An 18,878-nucleotide genomic window follows, 5' to 3' on the forward strand; every position below is an offset into this window, starting at 1 on the left:
GCCCGACCCGACGGCCGGTCGGGGTCGGGGCCGCGTCCGGTGGCCCCGACCCCGACCGGTGGGGTCAGCGGCCCGCCACCGTCAGGCGGCCGATGCGGCCCTGTTCGCCGGCGGCCCAGCAGCTCAGGTCCGGGGTGCAGTCGACCGTGTCGTAGGAACCCGTGTCGAAGGTGTGCCAGCGCCGGCCGCCGTCGAGGGTGACATCGCTGCCGGTGGGGCCGACGGCGAGCGCGACGGAGCGGGTGTGCGGCAGCCAGGCCACGCCCGAGCGGTAGCCGGGGGGCTGGCGTCGGGCGTCCGTCCAGCTCGCGCCGCCGTCGCCGGTGGTCGCGGCGGTACGCGGCGAGGGCTGGTCCGCCCGGTAGTCGCCGCCCACGGCCAGCCCGTGCCGGGTGTCGCGGAACGCGAGCCCGAAGACGCCGCGCGCCGGGTCGCCGGCCGGAATGGGCGCCTTGGCCACCGTCCAGGTCAGACCCCGGTCGGCCGAGTGCAGCACGCGCGCGGTGGCGGCCCCACCGGTGGCGATCCACGCGTCCCGGCCGCCCGAGCTGACCAGGCACTGGCCGCTGGCGGCGAAGGCGGCTTCGCCGGGCTGGGCGGCGGGCATCCCGGCCGAGGGCAGCACCCGCCAGCTCCGCCCGCCGTCGCCGGTGGACAGGATGCGGTACTTGCCGTCCACCGGGTCGCTGAGCGCGATGCCGTGCCGGGCGTCGAAGAAGGTCATGCAGTCGTAGAAGGCCGCCGGGTCGGTGTTACGGAAGCTCTCCGTCCAGGTCGCCCCGCCGTCGGCGGTACGGAAGACCCTCGACGCCTCACCCTCGCCGATGGCGAGCACCACCGCGTGCCGCGAGTCGAACGCCTCCACGTCCCGGAACTCCAGCGAGCCCGCGCCGGGCGGCGACACCTCGCGCCAGTTCCGCCCGCCGTCCACGGTGCGCAGTACGGTGCCCTTGGTGCCGGCCGCCCAGGCGGTGCGTCGATCGACGGCGACCAGCCCACGGAACCGGGCGTCACTGCCGCTGTCCGTCGCCCGCCAGGTCAGCCCCGCGCCCGAGGCGCGCGGCCCGGCCAGCGCCTCGACGCCACCGGACGCCTCGGCCCCGTCCGCGCCCGGCCGCGCGTCGCCGGCCCGCGCGGGCACCGCGAGCACAGCCGCCAACGCCATCCCACTCAGCCCGGCCGTCAACAGCCGTCTGACCTGCCGCTTGCGTCGCATGATCCCCATGACCCTCATGGCGCTGGAAGCTAGCCCATGCCCGCGACCACGTCTACAGCCGGCGACGGACGAGCTTCGCGGGCCCGTGCGGGCGAGGCCCCCCGGGGCGGGCGTGGGCTCCCGCGCCGAACGCGGGACGCCGGCCCCCCGGGCGGTCGCGGTGCGCGGACCGTCCAGGGCGTTCGGGCGCCGGCGGGACGCGCCCGCAGCCGGGGCGCACGGCGACGCTAGGCACGCGAAGGGGCTGGGGCACGCCGTGCGCCACGGCTTTCGGCGCACTGGGGCCGCCGAGCGGCGAGACGGACGCGAGGTCGCCGGCCCGGAACCGGGACGGGCCACCGGGTCGGGACGCGGGGGCGCCAGGTCGGGGCGTACGCCCACCGTCTTCGCCGGCTTGAGTGCTCGGGGCAGCGGCCCGGACGCGCCCGGGTCGGCCGGGCCGGGGGCGTGCCACGGGCGGGGGGTACGCCGACCGCTCCGGAGTCCGCGTGCTCAGGGAGCCCCGGGCGGGGCCCGCGCGGAGTTACGGGTACCAGCAGATCGTCAGGCCGGGGATCAGCTCTCGGCACACGCGGCCGTCGGTGGTGGGGCCGGGCGTGGGCGAGAGGGTCGGCGAGGGTGGGGTCGCCGTGGGCGTGGGTGTCGGCGGGGTCGTCGGGGTGGGCGTGGGTTCGACCGTCGGGGTGGGATCGACCGTCGGCGTGGGCCGGGACGGGGTGGGCCGGGGTGGCGTGGGCCGGGGTGGGGTCACGGTCGGGGTGGGGGTCGGGGGCGCCGAGGTGGCGGGTGACGTGGGCCGTGGGGTCTGTCGGGGCGGCGTCGTGGCGCCGGGCGACGGTGTGCGGTCGGGGGTGGGGGTGGCACTCGCCGGCGCCGACGAACCGCCCGGGGCGGGCCGCACCGGGGACGGCGCGGCCGAGGGGGGCGCCGGCGGCTCGGTGGCGGTCGGGTCGGGGCCGGGCGCGTCCGGGCCGGCGAGGGCGGGGCGTGACGCGTCGGGGCCGGCCGCCTCGGGACGCGGCGCGGGGGGCGACGTGGCGGGGCCGGTCTCGCCGCGTGGCGCCGTACCGGTGTGCGGGGGCGCGTCGGAGGGGTCCGGGCCGGGGGCGCCGGTCGACGCCGCCACGGGTGCCTGGGCGCGTGCCGGCGCCGCCGCGTCGCCGCCGCCGAAGACCTGGCCGGCGGCGACCGCGACCGCCGCGACGGCGACCACGCCGACGCCGGCCACCACGGCCCCCACCGGGCCCGCCTGACCGACCTGGCCGCGCAGCAGATGGCGTACGGAACGCAGCGCGCTCCCGGCCGACGACTGGCCGCCGCCGGTCGCCGCCCCGGCGCCGACCGCGCCGGCGCCGAGCAGCGGGGCCAGGAACTTCGCCCCGCCCCCCCGCGAGCAGCACCAGCAGCGCGGGGCCGACCAGCGCGGGCAGCCGGGTGTTGGCGTGGGCCAGCACGGCGAGCCGGTCCCGGCAGTCCGCGCAGTCCTCCACGTGCAGGGCGATGCTCTCCGCCTGGCGGGGCGAGTCCGTGCCACGGACGTGGGCGGGCATCCGCTCCCAGTGCCCGGCGCAGGTCGGGTTGCCGGGGGCGCCGGGCTGCTCGCGCAGGAACGCCTGCCGCATGCCCTCGCGCGCCCGGTGCAGCAGCACCGCCGTGGCCCCCGTGTTCGCGCCGATCTGGCGGCCGACGGACTCCAGCGGCTGGTCCTCGGCCTCGGCCAACCACAGCGCCTTCACCCAGCGCTCGGGCAGCTGCCCCATGACGCGGGCCAGCAGGTCGACGTAGGCGACGCGCTGCGCGGGGTCCTGGCCCGGCCCCTGGTCGCCGAACCCGGCCGGGGCGTCGACGTCGGCCGTGGCCGGGTCGCGCGGGATCTCGCGGGCGTCGCGGCCGGCCGTGCTGGACGACAGGTGGCGCACCGTCGTCGTCAGGTACGCGGAGACGTTGTCGATCTGGTGCCCGGTCCGCAGTCGGCGCCAGACCCTGAAGTGCGCCTCGGCCACCAGGTCCTCGGCCACCCAGGGGTTACCGGTCAGGTTGCGGGCGTAGGCGACGAGGCGGGGGTGCTCGCGCTCGTACAACCGCGCGTAGGCGTCCGTGTCCGGTGCGGCGGCGGCTTCGGTCATGTGGGGGGACACCTCGGGGTGTGGCGCGTGGCTTCGCGGGGACTCGCGGGCACTGCCAGGATTTTCGCAAGCCCGACATCGTGCGCCACAGCCACCCCCGTGGTGACACACCTCACGTACGGATTGAGTGCACGCGCGTAATGCATGGCCCCTCTTAGGGGTCGAAGAGACAAGGACCCGCACCAAGAGCGAGGGAGCAGGCGTTGTCCATCGTCATTGACCAGGCCATCCGGGCACAGCTGATCGCGTCGGCCCCCGGCACCCACCCCGTCCCCGCTCGCCTGCGGTACGAGCCCAGCGACCCGTTCGCGATCCGCGTCACCTTCCCGCCCGCCGCTTCGCTCGACGGGTTCGAGGTGGAGTGGGCGTTCGGCCGCGACCTGCTGGCCGAGGGGCTGCGGCAGCCCGCGGGCAGCGGGGACGTCTACGTCTGGCCGTGCGGCCCGGAGCGGGTGGTGGTGGAGTTCCGCGCCGTGGAGGGCATGGCCATGGTGCAGCTCGACACGGCCGACGTGCGGGAGTTCCTCCGCCGCTCGTACGGGCTGGTCCCGGCCGGCGACGAGGGCACCTACCTCGATCTCGACGCCGATCTCGCGGCGCTGCTGCGGGATGCCTGAGCCGATGGGCGTCCGCTGCGAGGCCGCGCCGACCGCCGTGGCGTCCGGCGCGGTCCATCCGCCCGGCACCGGTGAGCCGCCGGCGGGGCCCCGTCCCCCGCGCTCGGCCCGGATCGCGCCGGGCCGGGGCCGTGTCACGCCACCGGCCCGGCAGCCGGGCCCGCCGCTGACCGACCCGGGCCTCGCGTACGCCACGCCGGCGCTCACTGCCGCCTCCCGCAACGTGCCGGCCGACCCCGTCAGCGGGGCCAGCGGCGACGTCTGCGCGGTGCGACGGACCCGTTACGGGCTGCGACTGCTGATCGGCGACGTGCGCGGCAAGGGGCCGCGGGCCGCCGTGGGCGCCGCCGCGCTGCGGCGGGCCTTCGACCGGGCCGCGGACCGGGTGGCCACGCTGTCCGTACTGGTCGACACGTTGGAGTGGGCCCTGCTCGGCGCGACCGCGCGTCCCGCCGAGCCCGCCGGCGGGCGTCCCGCCGGTGGGGCGGCGGAGGCCGGGGACGTCGACGAGAACTTCGCCACCGTGCTGGTCGCCGAGATCAGCCCGGCCGGCCACACCCTGCGCCTGGTCAACCGGGGACACCCGGCGCCGCTGCTGCTGCGCCCGGGGCGCGTACGCCGGCTGGAGCCGCGCCAGCGACTGCTGCCGCTGGGCCTGGGCGCGGTGGCCGGCACCGACCAGCTCCCGGCGCCACCCGGCCCGTACGCCGACGAGGTGACCTTCCCCCGGGGCGGCTCGCTGCTGCTGTTCACCGACGGCGTCACCGAGGCGCGGGACGCCGCCGGTGTCTTCTACGACCCGCTGGCGCGGCTGACCCGGTTCGCCGGCGCGGCCCCCGCCGACCTGCTGGACGTGCTACACCGCGACGTCCTGCGGCACACGGGAGCGGGTCAGGCCGGCGACCCCGTCGGGGTCACCGGCCTGGTGGACGATCTGGCGATGGTCGCGGTGCGCCGCGCGGCGCACCCGGCCGCTCGCCGTCGGGGCCGCTACGCCCGGCGCTCGAAGAGGCCGTTGAGCTCCGGGTAGGTCAGCCCCTCCGCGAAGCTGGTGTACGTCCCCGAGGTCAGCACCTCGTGCGCGGCGCGCCGGGTCAGCGCGTGCACCGACTGCGCGATCGCCGCGCCGACGCTGATCCGCGCGACACCCAGCCGGGCGAACTCCTCGACGCTCGGCGCTCCCGGCCACACCATCACGTTCAGCGGCGCCCCAACGCCCTTGACCAGGGCGGTCACCGTCTCGAAGTCGATCACGCCGGGGACGAAGATTCCGTCAGCGCCGGCCGCGACGTAGGTCTTCGCCCGCTCCAGGGTCTCGTCGAGCCGGTCCTCGGGCTTCCCCACGGAGGCCAGGTAGGTGTCGATGCGCGCGTTGACGAACAGCGGCACGCCGGCCTCGTCCGACACGTGGCGCACGGCGGCGATCCGTGCCGCGTTCTCCTCGGTGTCGCGCACCGCCGCGCCGTTCGAGCCGTGGTGCGTGTCCTCCAGGTTGATGCCGACCGCGCCGGCGGCCAGCACGCCGCGCACGGTGGCGGCGACCTCGTCGACAGTGTCGCCGAAACCGCCCTCGATGTCGGCGGTCACGGGCACGTCCACCGTGGCGACGACGCGCGCGACCAGCTCGATCGCCTGGTCGCGGCTCAGCCGCTCGCCGTCCCCGAAGCCCAGCCCCCAGCCGACCCCGGCGCTCGTGGTGGCCACGGCGGCGGCCCCCGCCTCTTCGACGATGCGCGCGCTGGCCGGGTCCCAGGCGTTGGGCAGGACCAGCGCCCGCTCGCCCGAGTGCAGGTCACGGAAGGCCCGAGCGCGTTCGGCCTGGGCACCCGCGACGGTGGATGTCTCGTTGCTCATGCGCCCAAGTCCACCAGCCCGCACGGCAGTCGGCTAGCGGTTTTCCGACATGATCATGGAAGAGTCCGGTTCCGGATCGGGTGCCGGACACGATCAGTGGTCGCCGGACCGCAACCGTACCGGCCGTAGGACGGTCACCTTGGGTGTCACCGCCGCGCACCACGCGGGGGAACGCGCGGTACGGGACCCGAACCGGCGCACCGCGCGCCCGTCTTCGGCGGTCCGGCGAACGTGCCACGGCCCGCACCACGTGCGGCTGCCGGGCCGTTCGCGGCCAACTGCCTGGTCCCGGTGCGGTGGACGCGGCCCCACACGGGGCGGCACGCGGCCACCGGGTACGACAGGCGGTGACACCAGTGACATGTGGGATCGAGGGGAAACGGGGGGTGGCGCTGGTGGGAAGCGCGACCGAGGTCGAGGCGTTCGCGGACTGTCTGCGGGAGTTGAAGGAGCGGTCGGGGCGGAGTTACGGCGCGCTGGCGCGCCGCCTGCACGTCAGCACCTCCACGCTGCACCGCTACTGCAACGGCGACGCGGTGCCGGCGGACTACGCTCCGGTGGAGCGGCTGGCCAGGCTCTGCGCCGCCACGCCGGACGAGTTGGTGGAGCTGCACCGCCGCTGGCTCCTGGCGGACGCGGCCCGCCGCGCCGCCCCCACCCGAGGCTCGACGGCCTCCCGTGGCCCCGCCCCGACACGCGCCCGGCCTCACGCCCGCGACGCCCGCGACGCCCGCGACGCCCGCGACGCCCGCGACGCCCGCGACGCCCGCGACCAGGATGCCGCTCCACGCGACAACACCGCGACCGATGAGGCGAGTTCTCCTCCCGCCCCCGCACCGTCACCCGCGCCGGACTCCGCGCGGGCTTCCGCGCCGGATTCCGGATCGGCTACCGGGTCAGCCGGGGCGGGTTCCGGCTCGGGCGACACGTCGGGGACGACCTCGGGTTCGGCGCGGGGTGTGACGCCGGGTGCCGGGTCGGAGTCCGGGGGGAGGGTGGCCCCGGGCGCCGAGCCGGGTTCCGCGCGAGGGGCCGCCTCGGACGCCGGGCCCGGGCCAGTGCCGACGGTGGCCAAGGCGGTCGCCATACGGGACACGGAGGCGGGGCGCGGGCCGGCTCCGGGGACGGCGGCCGAGCCGGGGGCGGTGACGGCCGAGGGCCTGACCGGGGGGCCACCCGGGCCGACCGTCACGGAAGGCCCCCGCGTATCCGACGCGTCGGGCACCGCCGAGGCCGGCGCGCAGCCCGCCGCGGACGCGGCACGCGCCGGCGGCGATCCGAGCGGGGCCGTCGCACCGGTCTCTACCGGTGCGCGGGCCACCGGGGGCGGGTCGAAGGGTGCCGCCACGTCAGCCGACAGCGGTACGCGGCCCGTCGACGGCGCCCCGACGGGTGGCGGTGGGGCCGCCGCCGCGCGGGGAGTGGTCGCCGCGCGCGGAGCGGGGCGACCACGGTGGGTGGGCCCGCTCGTCGCGCGGGTCGGCGGACGGCGGGCCGCCGTGTGGGGCGCGGCGGGTGCGCTGTTCGCGGCGGCCGTCATCGGCGCGGCGGCGGCGGGTTCGACCCCGGATCAGCCCCGCGCCCAGCGCGCCACCACGGATACCGGGAGCGGGCCGACCGAGGGGCCCACGACGTCCCCGCGCCCCGGGGCGTCGGCGGAGCGGCCACGGGGCGAGTCGGGCGGCGCGGCGCGGGAGCGCGAGCCGGAACGCCAGGGCGACCGGGGCCGGGAAGGCCGGCGCGACCAGCGGAGCCGCGAGGACCAGGAGAACCGGGGCCGGGGGGCGGACGCGACACGCGGCACGCCCACGCCCACCGGGCCGGGCGAGGCCGCCACCCCCGACGACGACCCCGCCACGGGCGCGCCGCCCCGTACGGGCGACGCGGGTCGGGGCGGCGCGAACGGCGGGACCGGCACCCCGCTCGCGCTCAGCGCCCGCTCGCACGTGTGGGAGAACGGCTGCGACCACCGCTACGTCGTCGACCGCTCCCCCGCCCAGGTCGCCCCGCCGCCGGTGGAGCAGGACGCGCCCGGCTGGGCGTCGGCGCACGGGGCCGTCCACGGGGGCACGACCAACGTGGAGGTGACCGTGGTCGGACGGTCGTCGCAGGCCGTGGTGTTGCGCGGGCTCCAGGTGCGGGTGGTGGGGCGCCAGGCGCCGCTCGCCTGGCCCTCGTTCGCGATGGAGAACGGCTGCGGGGGCGCGTTGACGCCGCGCGCGTTCGCCGTCGACCTGGACGCCGCCCGACCGCAGGCCAGGCCCACCGACGGGTACGACGGGCGACAGACGCTGCCCGCCGTGCGCTTTCCGTACCGGGTCTCGGCCACCGACCCCGAGGTGCTGCGCGTCGACGCGCGCACGGTCGCCTGCGACTGCCAGTGGTACCTGGAACTGGACTGGACCAGCGGCGACCGACAGGGGACGGTACGCGTCGACGACGGCGGCCGGCCCTTCCGGACCAGCAGCGTCAAGGGCCGCCCGGAATATGGGTACTGGTCCGCCGATGGCGGGTGGCTCCGCAACGACCCCTGACCGGATGGCCTGACCGTCGCGACCGCGCACGCGCCGCCCGCGCGGGGGCGTGCACCCGCCCACCCCCGCGCACACCGGTTGGCGTGCGACGACGAACACCGGCCAGCCGGGACCCCGCCCCTTGCAGCTTTAGGCAAGCCTTACCTACCGTTCGAGCCGCGTCTGAACAGTAGGAACACACCTGCGGATCGGGGACAGCGTGAACGCGACCAGAAGGCGACTCCTGTGGGCGGGTGGCGCGTTGGGGACCACGACCCTCCTCGGCGCGTGCGGGGGAAACGGCGGCGGGGCCCCGACCGGGCCGCACGACGGCGAGAAGCCCCGCAGGGGCGGCACGCTGCGGGTGGGCGCGCTCGGCCGGACCGCCGCCATCACCCGCGACCCGCACGGCGTCCAGGCCAACGAGAGCGACTACCTGGTCATCGCCCTCGTCTACGACACCCTGACGGCCCCCGGCGGGAAGACCAACACGGTGCCCCGCCTCGCGTCCTCGTGGACGTCGTCCAGGGACCTGCGCACCTGGCGCTTCACCGTCGCCGACGGCGCCGCCTTCCACGACGGATCGCCGGTGACCGCCGCCGACCTGGTCTGGTCGCTGCGCCGACTGCGCGGCACCCCCTCGGGCGCCTCCCGGATGCCGGGCGTGGCCGCGCGGAACATCCGGCCGTACGGCGAGCGCGGCGTGGAACTGGTCTCCGACTACCCCAACGCCGAACTGCCCCAGCTCATGCGCCTGTCCACCTTCGTCCTCAAGCGTGACACCCCCGACGGAGAGATCCACCGGAGCCCGGGGACGGGGCCCTTCCGGCTCGACTGGTACCGCGGCGGCAACGCGCGCCTGGTGCGCAACGACGCGTGGCACGGCGGCGAGGTGCTGCTCGACGCGATCGAGGTGCGGCTCTTCGAGAGTCCGCAGGCGATGTCCAACGCCCTCCTGGCCGGCCAGCTCGACCTGGCCTCCAACGTCGGCGCGGTCGCCGCCCGGACGGCCGAGAGGCGCGCGGACGTCCAGGTCGTCCGACGTCGTGATGACATGCCCCTGCCGATCGTGATGCGGACGGCCGACGGTCCGTACGCCGACCCCCGGGTGCGCGAGGCGCTGCGGTTGGCCGTCGACCGGGAGGCCATGGTGCGGCAGGCCCTGTCCGGGTACGGCGTGGTCGGCAACGACGTCATGGGCACCGGCGACCCGGCGTACGACCGGTCCCTGCCGCAACGGGTCCGCGATCTCGACCGGTCCCGGAAGCTGCTGGCCGAGGCGGACTTCGACCTGGCCAGGACGTACGAGCTGGTCACCACCGAGGACGTGCCCGCGCTCGCCGAGTCGGCCACCCTCTTCGCCGGTCAGGTACGCGAGGCCGGCGTCCGGGTGAAGGTCGTCACCCGCGAGTCGGCCGTCTTCTACGACCAGACGTGGCTCAAGGGCGACCTGTACACCACCTACTGGGGCACCAACGACTCGGTGGTGTTCTTCGCGAGCAAGACGCTGTCGTCCGACGCCGCGCAGAACGAGGCGGGCTGGCGGGACCCGGCCTTCGACGCCGCCTACCACAAGGCCATGCGCACCGCCGACGCCCGCGCGCGCGTGGCGCCGCTACGCGAGCTCCAGCGCATCCAGCACGAGCGCTCCGGCTACCTGCTGTGGGGCGTGGCCGACGGCATCGACCTGGCCGCGGCGCCGGTGCGCGGGCTGCCGAAGCTGCCCGGGTACGGACGCGTCCAGCTTGAGCGCGCGTGGCTGGCCCGCTGAGGGGCCCGGCGCGGCGGCTCGCGTCCCGCGCCGCCGCCGACCCGCCGACCGGGGCCGGCGCCGAGGCGGCGGCGGGTGCCAGGGCCGGTGGGTCGGGGCGCGCGGCGCCCGGTGGGCTCGTGCGGGCCGGGTCGCTCGGGCTGCGGCTGGCCGGGCTGCTGGCCCGCCGCGCGCTGCTGCTCGCGACGCTCCTGGCGCTGGTCTTCGTCGCCGTGGAACTGCTGCCGGGGGACGCCGCCCGCGCCACCTCCGAGCGCGGCGAGTCCGCCGCGGCCATCGCGGCGCGGCGCCACTCACTCGGGCTCGACCGGCCCGTCCTGGAGCGGTTCGCCGACTGGATGGCGGCGCTGCCCACCGGCGACCTGGGCACCTCCGCGCGCGGGGAGTCGGTCGGTTCGCTGCTGGGCACCCCGTTTCCCAACACGCTGCTGCTGGGCGGGCTGGCCCTGGTGGTGACCGTCGCGGCGTCCCTGGCCCTCGGCTGCTGGGCCGCGCTACGCCCCGGCGGCCCGGTCGACCGCGCCGTCTCCGGGAGCGCGACGGCGGTGTTGGCGTTGCCGGAGTTCGTGGTGGCCGTCGCGCTGGTGCTGGTGTTCTCCCAGTGGACGGGCTGGCTGCCGGCCGTGACCCTCACCGACGCCTCCGGCTCACCCGCCTCCTGGGACATGCTGGTGCTGCCGGTGGGCGCGCTGGCCATCCCGCAGATCGGCTGGAACACCCGGATCGTACGGGCCGCGCTGGCCGACGAGGCCGCGGCCCCGCACGTGGTGGCGGCGGTCGTCGACGGACTGCCCCGGCACCGGGTGCTGACACACCATCTGCTGCCGGGCGCGCTGCCGGCCGTCGCCGCTGGCCTGGCCACCTCGACCGGCATGCTGCTCGGCGGCGCGGTCGTGGTCGAGACCATTTTCAACTACCCGGGCGTCGGCTCGGTGCTCGCCGGAGCCGTCACCGACCGCGACAGCCCCGTGATCGCCGGCGTGGTGGCCCTGACCGGTGCGGTCATCAGCGGTGTGCTGCTGCTCGCCGACCTGGTGCGCGACACCGTGGCCGGGAGGCGCGGATGAGCACCTCACCCCGCCCCGCGAGCCGCCGTGGCCGGCCCCGGCGCCACGCCCGGTCGCGCGGCTACCAGCCCGACCGCGCGGCGCGTCGGGCGCGCGCGGGCCGCTGGGGTGTCGCAGCGCGCACGGCGCCCGCGCTGCTGCTCGTCACGCTGGCGGCAGCCGGCCCCTGGCTCGCCCCGCACGCCGTGGCCGAGCCGGTGACCGCCCCGTACGCCGAACCCGGCGGCGCCGCGCCGTTGGGCGGCGACCAACTCGGCCGTGACGTCCTCAGCCGGCTGCTGGCCGGCGGCCGGCAACTCATCGCCACCTCGCTCCTGGTGGCCGTCCTGGTGACCGGCCTCGCCGCCGTGCTCGGCGCGGTCAGCGCGCTGCGGCCGGCGGTCGGGCGCTTCGTCGAACGCGCCGCCGACGTGCTGATGTTGCTGCCCGCGGTGCTTGGCATCCTGCTGATCTCGCTGTCCTGGCCCGACGGCGGCCGACTCGCGGTCATCACCGCGGCGGTGGCGTTGGGCGTGCCGTACGCGGTACGCCTGGCCGCGGGCGCCGCCGCGCCCGTCGCGGCCTCGGGGTATGTGGAGGCGGCCACGGCCGGCGGTGAGGGGTTGTGGCACCTGGTGGTGCGCGAGGTGTTGCCGAACCTGCGCGCCACGCTGCTCGCGCTGTTCGGGCTGCGCTTCGTCGCCGCCGTCTACCTCGTCGCCACCGCCGGCTTCCTTCAGGTGGGCCCCCGGCCACCGACCGCCGACTGGGCGCTGATGATCCGCGAGAACTCGGCCGGCATCCTCCTCAACCCGTGGGCCGTGGTCGCCCCCAGCGTCGCCGTCGGCCTGCTGGCCATGAGCGTCAACCTGGCGGCCGTCGCCCTCGCCCCGCGTACCGGCCGGAAGGCGGTGACCGCGCTGTGAGCCGCCCCGCGCACCGGACGTCGACACCACCCCCGTCGCGACGGCCCGGGGCGGTCGCCGGCCAGGCCAGCGCCCCGGACGACACCGCTGAACCGGCCGTGCGGGTCACCGACCTGACGGTGGTCGACGCCGAGGACCGGCCGCTGCTCGCCGCGGGTTCCCTGACCGTACGGGCCGGCCGGGTGGTCGCGCTGACGGGGCCTTCGGGGGCGGGCAAGACCACGCTGCTACGGGCCGTCGCCGGCGCGCTGCCGCCGGGCACGAGGTGGACGGGGGGCACGGTGCGGGTACTGGGCCACCCGGTGCTACGGATGGCCGAGCGCGACCTGCGAGCGCTGCGCCGACACCACGTCGCCTATGTCGGCCAGGACCCGGGCTCCGGACTCAACCCGCGCATGCGCGTACGGTCGCTGCTCCGCGAGACGGCGGCCCGGCGGGCGCCCGACCCGGTCGACCGGCTGCTGACCGAGGTGCGCCTGCCCACCGACGAGGGTCTGGCCGACCGCCGGCCAGGCGCGCTCTCCGGCGGCCAGCAGCGCCGCGTCGCCCTGGCCAGGGCGCTGGCCAGGGAGCCGGCGGTGCTGCTGCTCGACGAACCGACGGCCGGCCTGCACCCCGCCCTCCGTGACGAGGTCGCCGACCTGCTGCGTCACCTGGCCACGGAGCACCGGCTGGCCGTCGCCCTCTCCTGCCACGACGCCGACCTGGTGACCCGCCTCGCCGACGAGGTCGTCGAACTCCGCCCGCCATCCCACTCCTGGGCTCCGCCCCCGACTCCGCCCACACTCCCGGCCCCCGCCGCGCCGGTCATCCGGGGCACGCCGCTCGTACCGGGCGCGCCCCCCACCCCGGGAGCGGCGACCGAGGCGGGACCGGCCGACGGCCCGGAAGCAGGGGGCAGTCCGGGCGACGGCTCGGACGCGAGGCGCGCCACGGGCGAAGGCGCGCGCGCCGGGGCGGGGCCGAGTACGGAGACGGGACCGGTCCGCGAACCGGGGGCCGCCACGGCTACGGGTCCGGTCGGCGGCCCCGGCGTGGCTTTCCGCGCGAAGGAGGGTACGGGCGCGGGACCGGGCGACGGGGTTCACGCGCGCGCGGGGGCGGCCGACGACCGTGCGCGCGGGGGAGCGGCCACGGACACCGACGCCGGCCCGTGCGGCGCGGCCGATCCCGGCCCACGGCCCGGCGGCCTCCGCCCCGACGGGCTCGGCTCCATCGACCCCCGCGCCGGCGGGCTCGCCCCGGACGGGCCCGCCTCCGACGAGGTGGACGCCCCGGCGCAGGCCGCCGGGCCGCTTCCCGCCGCATCGCCCGCCGCGCTCCTGACGGTGCGTGGCCTGAGCGCGGTGGTGGGCCCGCGACGCGCGCGGCGTACCGTGCTGGACACGGTGGACCTGACGCTGCGGGCCGGTGCGGCCATCGGCGTCGTGGGCGTATCGGGCTCGGGCAAGACGACCCTGGCCCGCGCGCTGGTGGGGCTCCACCCGCCGGCGGCGGGCGCGGTGACCTTGCGCGGCACGCCGCTGGCGGCATCCGTGCACGGGCGCTCCCGCGACCAACGGCGTCGCGTACAGCTCGTCCCGCAGGACCCGTTGGGCACGCTCAACCCGAGCGTCACGGCGGGCGCCGCCGTCGCCCGTCCGCTGCGGCTGCACCACCGGTTGGGCGGCGCCGCCGCCCGCCGGCGGGTGGCCGAACTCCTCGAACAGGTCGCGCTGCCCGGCGAATTCGCCGAGCGCTATCCGCACGAGCTCTCCGGTGGCCAGCGGCAACGCGTGTCCATCGCCCGGGCCCTCGCGGCCGACCCCGACGTGCTGGTGTGCGACGAGGTGACCTCGGCGCTGGACGGGCGAACGGCCACGGCGATCATGGACCTGCTGGTCGACCTGCGCGCACGGCACGGCCTCGCGCTCGCCCTGATCAGCCACGACCTGCGGCTGATCGGCGACCGGACCGAGTCGGTGCTGGTGCTCGACGCGGGGCGCGCGGTCGAAACCGGGCCCACGGAGCGGGTGTTCGGCGCGCCGGAGCACGCCGTCACCCGCGCGCTCCTGGCCGGCCACCCACCCCGCACCGGACCGACCTCGACGGCGTGACCACCGCCGTACCCACCCGCGGGCAGACGCGGCACAGCGTGGCGGGCCCGCGCGAGGCAGTCGGCGTGACGTGGGTCACCGCCAAGCCCCTAGAGCCCCCAGAAACCCCAGCGGTCCCGACGAAACGGAATTAGGGGTTACTCGGGTCGTCGAACTGCTGCTGAACTGCGAGGAAGGCAGGCCGTCGCCTCGCTGGAGATCGCGTATGGCCTCCACAGTGCCGCACACCGGAGGAGCTTTCCCTCGTGACCAATGAACTCGCGACCGAAGACGTTCTGCCGCGTCAGACCGCGCCCGCCGAGGCCAACGTGATCCTGCGCGGAGGCCCCGCCGAGGACCTCCCCCCGCACGAGCGCATCCGGTACGTCGACGACCCCGCCGCCACCCTGAAGCTGCCGCGCGGGAACCACTACGCGCACTTCGCGCCAACCGCCGAGACGGTGGCCCACGGCGAGTGCGCCCTGCGCGTCCTGCGTTGGACGCGCACCACCTACGTCGCCGAGTAACCCAGCGGGTACGGTCACCCGCGCACACGTCAGCACGCGGCCACAGGCCCCCTGGTAGGGGCCGTGGTCGCGTGCCGAGGCGGGTTACGTGGCGTGCGAGCCGGGCCGCTCGCACGCCCGTGGGCGCGGGCCCGCTCCCGTGTCAGGAGGTGGGGATCTGCCGCTGGAACTCGTCGGTGCCGCTGTCGCTCCAGGTGATGGTCAGCTTCTGACCGCCGTCGCTGACCACGGCCTTGCCGGTCATCGTCTCGCCCTGGCAGGTGGCGTTGACGTTCATGGCCTCGTCGGCGGTTCCCGCGCAGGTGATGGTGCCCATGCGCATCGCGAACGAGGTGCCGGAGACGGTGAGCACGCCGATCTGCCCGGAGTCGGTCCGCTCCGACATGTACCAGATGCCCTGGGCGCTGCTGGTGTCGCCGCCGCCGGTCGAACCGGAGAGGCCGGTGGAGCCGGAGGTGCCCGTCGAGCTCGAACCACCGCTGAGGGCGGACTCGTTGGGGCCCGGGATCTTGATCTCGTCGCCGCCGGTGGCGGTGCCGCCGCCGATGACCTCGCTGCCGCCCTTGGGCTTGCCGAAGGGCGACGAGCCGCCCCCGTCGCCGTCGTCGCCACAGCCGGTCAGTGTGAGTGCCAGCGCCGCGACAGCGGCGGCGGCGGCGAGCCTTGTCTTGTTTCGCACGGAAGTCCCCCGTCATGCCCTGATCAATTGCCCGGGAAACGTAGCAGGCCGTGGCGGATTCGCCGGCCCTCGGGCGAGGTCCGTCGAGACCCGGGGACACAATCGATATCCAGCCGTTGCACAGCGGCCCTCCGCGCCCGGGCTCGCGAGCCGGCCATCGCGCCGCCCCCCGGTCCGCCGCCCCTTCCTCCAGGGCGTCCTGTGCGGCGGCCCCGACCTGGCCTTCCACGGTCCGCGCCGGCCGCCCGGCCCGGACCGCGACCGACACCCCGCCGCCGTCACGGTCGCCGACCTCCCGCCACCCGCCGCGCCGAACCCCTACGTCTCTCCGTGAACCCCCATCTCCACGCCCGCGACGTGGGCCGGCCAAGGGGAGCTGGCCGGCCCGCCCCGCGCCGGCCGGCCGCGCGGGGCGCGGGGCGGTGCGCCGTGCCGGCCGCGCCCCGTCGGACAGCCGCCGGGGCGGGTGTCGAGGTCGCGCCCGCGCCGGCACGACGGCGCGGGCCGGTGCGCGGTGGCGCGCGGTGGCGCGTATGCGGCGATCGACCACCGCGCGCCCAGGCGCAATTCGGGCGCCACCCGTGGGGGGACGCCCTGGCGGGGAATACTGACCTCCATGGGGACGCCGATCACGGGAGCAGCCGCGCCGGTGCCCGCCTGGGTGCCGCCGACCGACGTCGAAAGGGCGCTGTTCGAGGCGAAGAGGCGCCAGGACTGGGACGCGTATCTCCGCGTGCTCTTCGCCGCACCGACCTTCGCGTACGCGCCCAAGCAACTCGTGGATGACGACCAACTCATCGCCTGGGTCCCCTACACGGCGGCCCACGGCCCGCGCTTCCTGGCCGTGTACACCCGTGGCGAACTCACGCCGGCGCGTGCCGGAGAGGTGGCCTGTGACATCGCGCTGCCGCTGGCGCCGTACGTGTGGTGGGGCGAGAAGCTGCGCGGCATGGTCGTCAACCCGGGGACGCCCACCGAGGCGTTCTTCCCCGGAGCGCGCCGCAAGCGCCGGCGCTGGCTGGCCCTGCGCGAACGGCTGCCGGGCGGCGAGCCGGACGACGAGGCGGGCGCGCTGCTGACGAAGTACACCGGGCCGCTCAGCGGACCGCTGGCCGTGGGGCTGGCGTGCGGCGCGCACCTGTCCGTCCACCGGCGCGCGCTGTGGAACGACCTCACCGACGTCTACGCGGACTATCGCGCCGACACCAAGATCCTGCGCGAGGCGTGGGGCGCGTCCAACCGCGCGCAGTGGCGCCGGCAGCTGGACTTCCTGCTGCGTGGCCGCAACAGCCCGCCACAGCCCGAGTTCGTCCTGCGGGTGCGCCGGGCGGTCGAGGGCCGCTCCCCCGGCTCGGGCCCGGACGCGCAGGTGTGGCAGCGCGCGACGGCGGCGACCCTGCTCGAACGGGGCGCGAGCCAGTCCGACCTGTCCGAGGCCCGCACGCTCATCCAGCGCATCCTGCGCTACGAGGCGCGCTTTCGGGCCGACGGGCTGCTGCCGCCCGACGGGTACGTCACCTCGGCGGCGGCGTACGACTTCGGGCGCGCGGTGAGCGTCGCCCGCTGGGGGCTCGGCGCGCGGTACGCCGACCGCCCCGAGGCCGAGGCCGCCGTGGTCCGGGCCGGCCTGCTGTGCCGCCGGCGGTACAGCTCGTGGTCGGACTTCTCCGCCGGCTACGTGCTGGGCCGGGTGCTGCGGTTCGACGAGGAGGCGTTCGGACCGATGTACGCCTCCGCGCTCGCCCCGCACCGCATCCTGCTCGACACTCCCACCAGCCCCTGGCGCACCCTGGCCTTCACCGCGCCCGACGGCTGAGCCCGACGGCGCCGGCCACGGTCGTGCGCGCGGCGGCCCCGCCGGCATGTGACTTTCGGCAGTGTCGGGCCGCCGCCGGCTTTCGTAGGGTCACGGGCGTGAGGAGCACAACGAACCGGAGCGCACGCGCACGCGTGCGCCGCGTCGCGTCGCCGCGACGGACCCGGTGGCGCGCGAGGGCGGTCGGCGGGGGCGCGCGGTCGCCGCTCGATCCCGGGCACCTGCTGACGGCCGTGGCGACGGTGACGGCCGGGCTGAGCGTGCTCAGCCTGTGGTGGGCGCTGCCCACCGCCGTCGCCGCGTTCCTGGCCGGGCGGCGGCCGGGGCGGACGCTGCCCACGGCGCTGGTGCTCGTCGCGCTGCTGGCGGCCGGCCTGGTGGCGATCTCCGTGGTGCCCGCGTGGCTGGAGCTGTCCAGCGTGTTCGTGGCGGTGGTGGTGGTCGCCGCGATGGTGCCGTGGTTCTCGGGGCGGTTCTGGCGGCAGTACCAGGAGCTGGTACGGGCCGGCTGGCAGCGGGCCGGACAGCTCGAACGCGAACAGCGGCTGGTCGCCGAGCAGGCCCGGCTGCGCGAGCGGGCCCGGATCGCGCAGGACATGCACGACGTGCTCGGCCACGACCTCAGCCTGATCGCCCTGTCCGCCGGCGCGCTCCAGCTCAGCCCCGACCTGGCCGAGCCGCACCGGGTGGCGGCCCGGGAGATCCGCGGGCGGGCCGCGGCGGCCGTCGAGCGGCTCGGCGAGGTGGTCGGCGTCCTGCGCGAGGAGTCGGACGCCGCGCCGGAGCGGGCCTCGGAGGCCACCCTGGAGCGCCTGGTGGCACAGGCGGAGCGGGCCGGGCTCCCGGTGCGGCTGGACGTCACGGGCCGGGCACGCGAGGGGCGCCCCTCGCCGGTGGCGGAGCGGGCCGCGTACCGGGTCGTGCGGGAGGCCCTGACCAACGCGGCCAAGCACGCGCCGGGCGCGCCGGTGACGGTGCGGGTCGACTACGCCGACCAGGGACTTGAGGTGCGGGTGGTGAACGGCCCGCCGCCGGTCGACGGCCCCCGGGCCCCGGCCGCCCTCGGACGCGACCGGCCGCCGGCGCCCGGGGACCGGCGCGCGCCCGGGGCCGCCGGCCCCGTCGGCGGGCGGGGGCTGATCGGCCTCGACGAGCGGGTGCGGCTGGCCGGCGGCAGCTTCTCCTGTGGCCCGGACGCCGGCGGCTTCGCGGTCACCGCCCGCATCCCGCACACCCCGCCGGCGCCCTCCGAGCGGCGCCGCGCCGCGCCGGCCGACGATCTCGGGTGGCCGGCCGGCGAGGCCCCGACGGCGGAGGAGACGGGGCGGGAGGGAGTACCGCACGAGCACCGGCGGGCCAGGCGTCGGCTGCGCCGCACGCTGGTGGCCGCGCTGATGCTGCCGCTGGTCACGGGGGCGGTGCTGAGCGCCGTACTGGTGGTGTGGAACGCGGTGACCACCTCGCGGGCCGTGCTGGACCCGGCCGACTACGCCCGGCTGCGCGTGGGACAGGATCGGGCGGAGGTCGAGCGGGTGCTGCCGGGCCACCAGACGACACACCGTCCGCCGGCCGGGCGGCCACCGGGTGGGCCGAGCACGTGCGCGTACTACGCCGTGACGGCCCACCCCCTCGACGACCGGTCGGGCGACGCGTACCGGCTGTGTTTCCGCGGCGACCGCCTGGTGTCGCTGGACGTACTGACGAACTGAGGT

General features: G+C 77.1%; 14 protein-coding genes. 10 read left to right on the top strand and 4 right to left on the bottom strand.

Translation table 11 applies throughout. The features are described 5' to 3' along the window. Nucleotides 1–64: 64 nt before the first annotated feature. Together ACFVFR_RS05395 and ACFVFR_RS05400 are read right to left on the bottom strand one after the other, a co-directional pair. Entirely contained in the window at nucleotides 65–1,225 is a 1,161-nt protein-coding gene (locus ACFVFR_RS05395) for a WD40/YVTN/BNR-like repeat-containing protein (protein ID WP_383698411.1), read from the bottom strand. A gap of 218 nt (nucleotides 1,226–1,443) precedes the next feature. After that, the gene (locus ACFVFR_RS05400) at nucleotides 1,444–3,342 is read right to left on the bottom strand and encodes a sigma factor (RefSeq protein WP_383698328.1); all 1,899 of its coding nucleotides are present in this window, start codon (nucleotides 3,340–3,342) and stop codon (nucleotides 1,444–1,446) included. A 203-nt stretch (nucleotides 3,343–3,545) separates the two neighbouring features. Between ACFVFR_RS05400 and ACFVFR_RS05405 the strand changes: the two genes are divergently transcribed. Further along, nucleotides 3,546–3,959 carry an SsgA family sporulation/cell division regulator gene (locus tag ACFVFR_RS05405; protein WP_383698329.1) on the top strand — a complete coding sequence of 138 codons (414 nt, stop codon included), beginning with the start codon at nucleotides 3,546–3,548 and terminating at the stop codon, nucleotides 3,957–3,959. Beyond that, the gene (locus tag ACFVFR_RS05410; RefSeq protein WP_383698330.1) at nucleotides 3,952–4,989 is read left to right on the top strand and encodes a PP2C family protein-serine/threonine phosphatase; all 1,038 of its coding nucleotides are present in this window, start codon (nucleotides 3,952–3,954) and stop codon (nucleotides 4,987–4,989) included. The genes ACFVFR_RS05405 and ACFVFR_RS05410 overlap by 8 nt, the downstream gene beginning before the upstream one ends. Here ACFVFR_RS05410 and ACFVFR_RS05415 read toward each other — a convergent pair. Next, complete coding sequence (locus tag ACFVFR_RS05415; RefSeq protein WP_383698331.1) at nucleotides 4,950–5,813, bottom strand: isocitrate lyase/phosphoenolpyruvate mutase family protein; 864 nt, start codon at nucleotides 5,811–5,813, stop codon at nucleotides 4,950–4,952. The genes ACFVFR_RS05410 and ACFVFR_RS05415 overlap by 40 nt on opposite strands. Before the next feature lie 395 nt (nucleotides 5,814–6,208). On the opposite strand from ACFVFR_RS05415, the gene ACFVFR_RS05420 reads away from it, so the two are divergent. From ACFVFR_RS05420 to ACFVFR_RS05445, 6 genes are all read left to right on the top strand, one after another. Beyond that, entirely contained in the window at nucleotides 6,209–8,347 is a 2,139-nt protein-coding gene (locus ACFVFR_RS05420) for a helix-turn-helix domain-containing protein (RefSeq protein WP_383698332.1), read from the top strand. Between the two features lie 199 nt (nucleotides 8,348–8,546). Further along, nucleotides 8,547–10,097 carry an ABC transporter substrate-binding protein gene (locus ACFVFR_RS05425; protein WP_383698333.1) on the top strand — a complete coding sequence of 517 codons (1,551 nt, stop codon included), beginning with the start codon at nucleotides 8,547–8,549 and terminating at the stop codon, nucleotides 10,095–10,097. Between the two features lie 119 nt (nucleotides 10,098–10,216). Then, the gene (locus ACFVFR_RS05430) at nucleotides 10,217–11,164 is read left to right on the top strand and encodes an ABC transporter permease (RefSeq protein WP_383698412.1); all 948 of its coding nucleotides are present in this window, start codon (nucleotides 10,217–10,219) and stop codon (nucleotides 11,162–11,164) included. Further along, a complete protein-coding gene (locus ACFVFR_RS05435; protein WP_383698334.1) occupies nucleotides 11,161–12,069 on the top strand; it encodes an ABC transporter permease in 909 nt (302 codons plus the stop codon). Before ACFVFR_RS05430 ends, ACFVFR_RS05435 begins: the two co-directional genes overlap by 4 nt. Further along, nucleotides 12,066–14,165, top strand: coding sequence for an ATP-binding cassette domain-containing protein (locus ACFVFR_RS05440; RefSeq protein WP_383698335.1), 2,100 nt, complete (start codon nucleotides 12,066–12,068; stop codon nucleotides 14,163–14,165). The genes ACFVFR_RS05435 and ACFVFR_RS05440 overlap by 4 nt, the downstream gene beginning before the upstream one ends. Before the next feature lie 245 nt (nucleotides 14,166–14,410). Beyond that, complete coding sequence (locus ACFVFR_RS05445) at nucleotides 14,411–14,671, top strand: DUF5988 family protein (protein WP_383698336.1); 261 nt, start codon at nucleotides 14,411–14,413, stop codon at nucleotides 14,669–14,671. Nucleotides 14,672–14,813: 142 nt separating this feature from the next. Here ACFVFR_RS05445 and ACFVFR_RS05450 read toward each other — a convergent pair whose 3' ends face one another. Next, nucleotides 14,814–15,350: a hypothetical protein gene (locus tag ACFVFR_RS05450; protein WP_383698337.1), complete on the bottom strand. Its 537-nt coding sequence runs from the start codon at nucleotides 15,348–15,350 to the stop codon at nucleotides 14,814–14,816. A 616-nt stretch (nucleotides 15,351–15,966) separates the two neighbouring features. Here ACFVFR_RS05450 and ACFVFR_RS05455 point away from each other — a divergent pair. Both ACFVFR_RS05455 and ACFVFR_RS05460 read left to right on the top strand, forming a co-directional pair. After that, the gene (locus ACFVFR_RS05455; protein ID WP_383698338.1) at nucleotides 15,967–17,166 is read left to right on the top strand and encodes a DUF1266 domain-containing protein; all 1,200 of its coding nucleotides are present in this window, start codon (nucleotides 15,967–15,969) and stop codon (nucleotides 17,164–17,166) included. A 233-nt stretch (nucleotides 17,167–17,399) separates the two neighbouring features. Further along, the gene (locus ACFVFR_RS05460) at nucleotides 17,400–18,875 is read left to right on the top strand and encodes a sensor histidine kinase (protein WP_383698339.1); all 1,476 of its coding nucleotides are present in this window, start codon (nucleotides 17,400–17,402) and stop codon (nucleotides 18,873–18,875) included. Nucleotides 18,876–18,878 lie beyond the last annotated feature (3 nt).

The sequence above is a fragment of the Streptomyces sp. NPDC057702 genome (assembly GCF_042799315.1).
Lineage (GTDB): Bacteria > Actinomycetota > Actinomycetes > Streptomycetales > Streptomycetaceae > Streptomyces.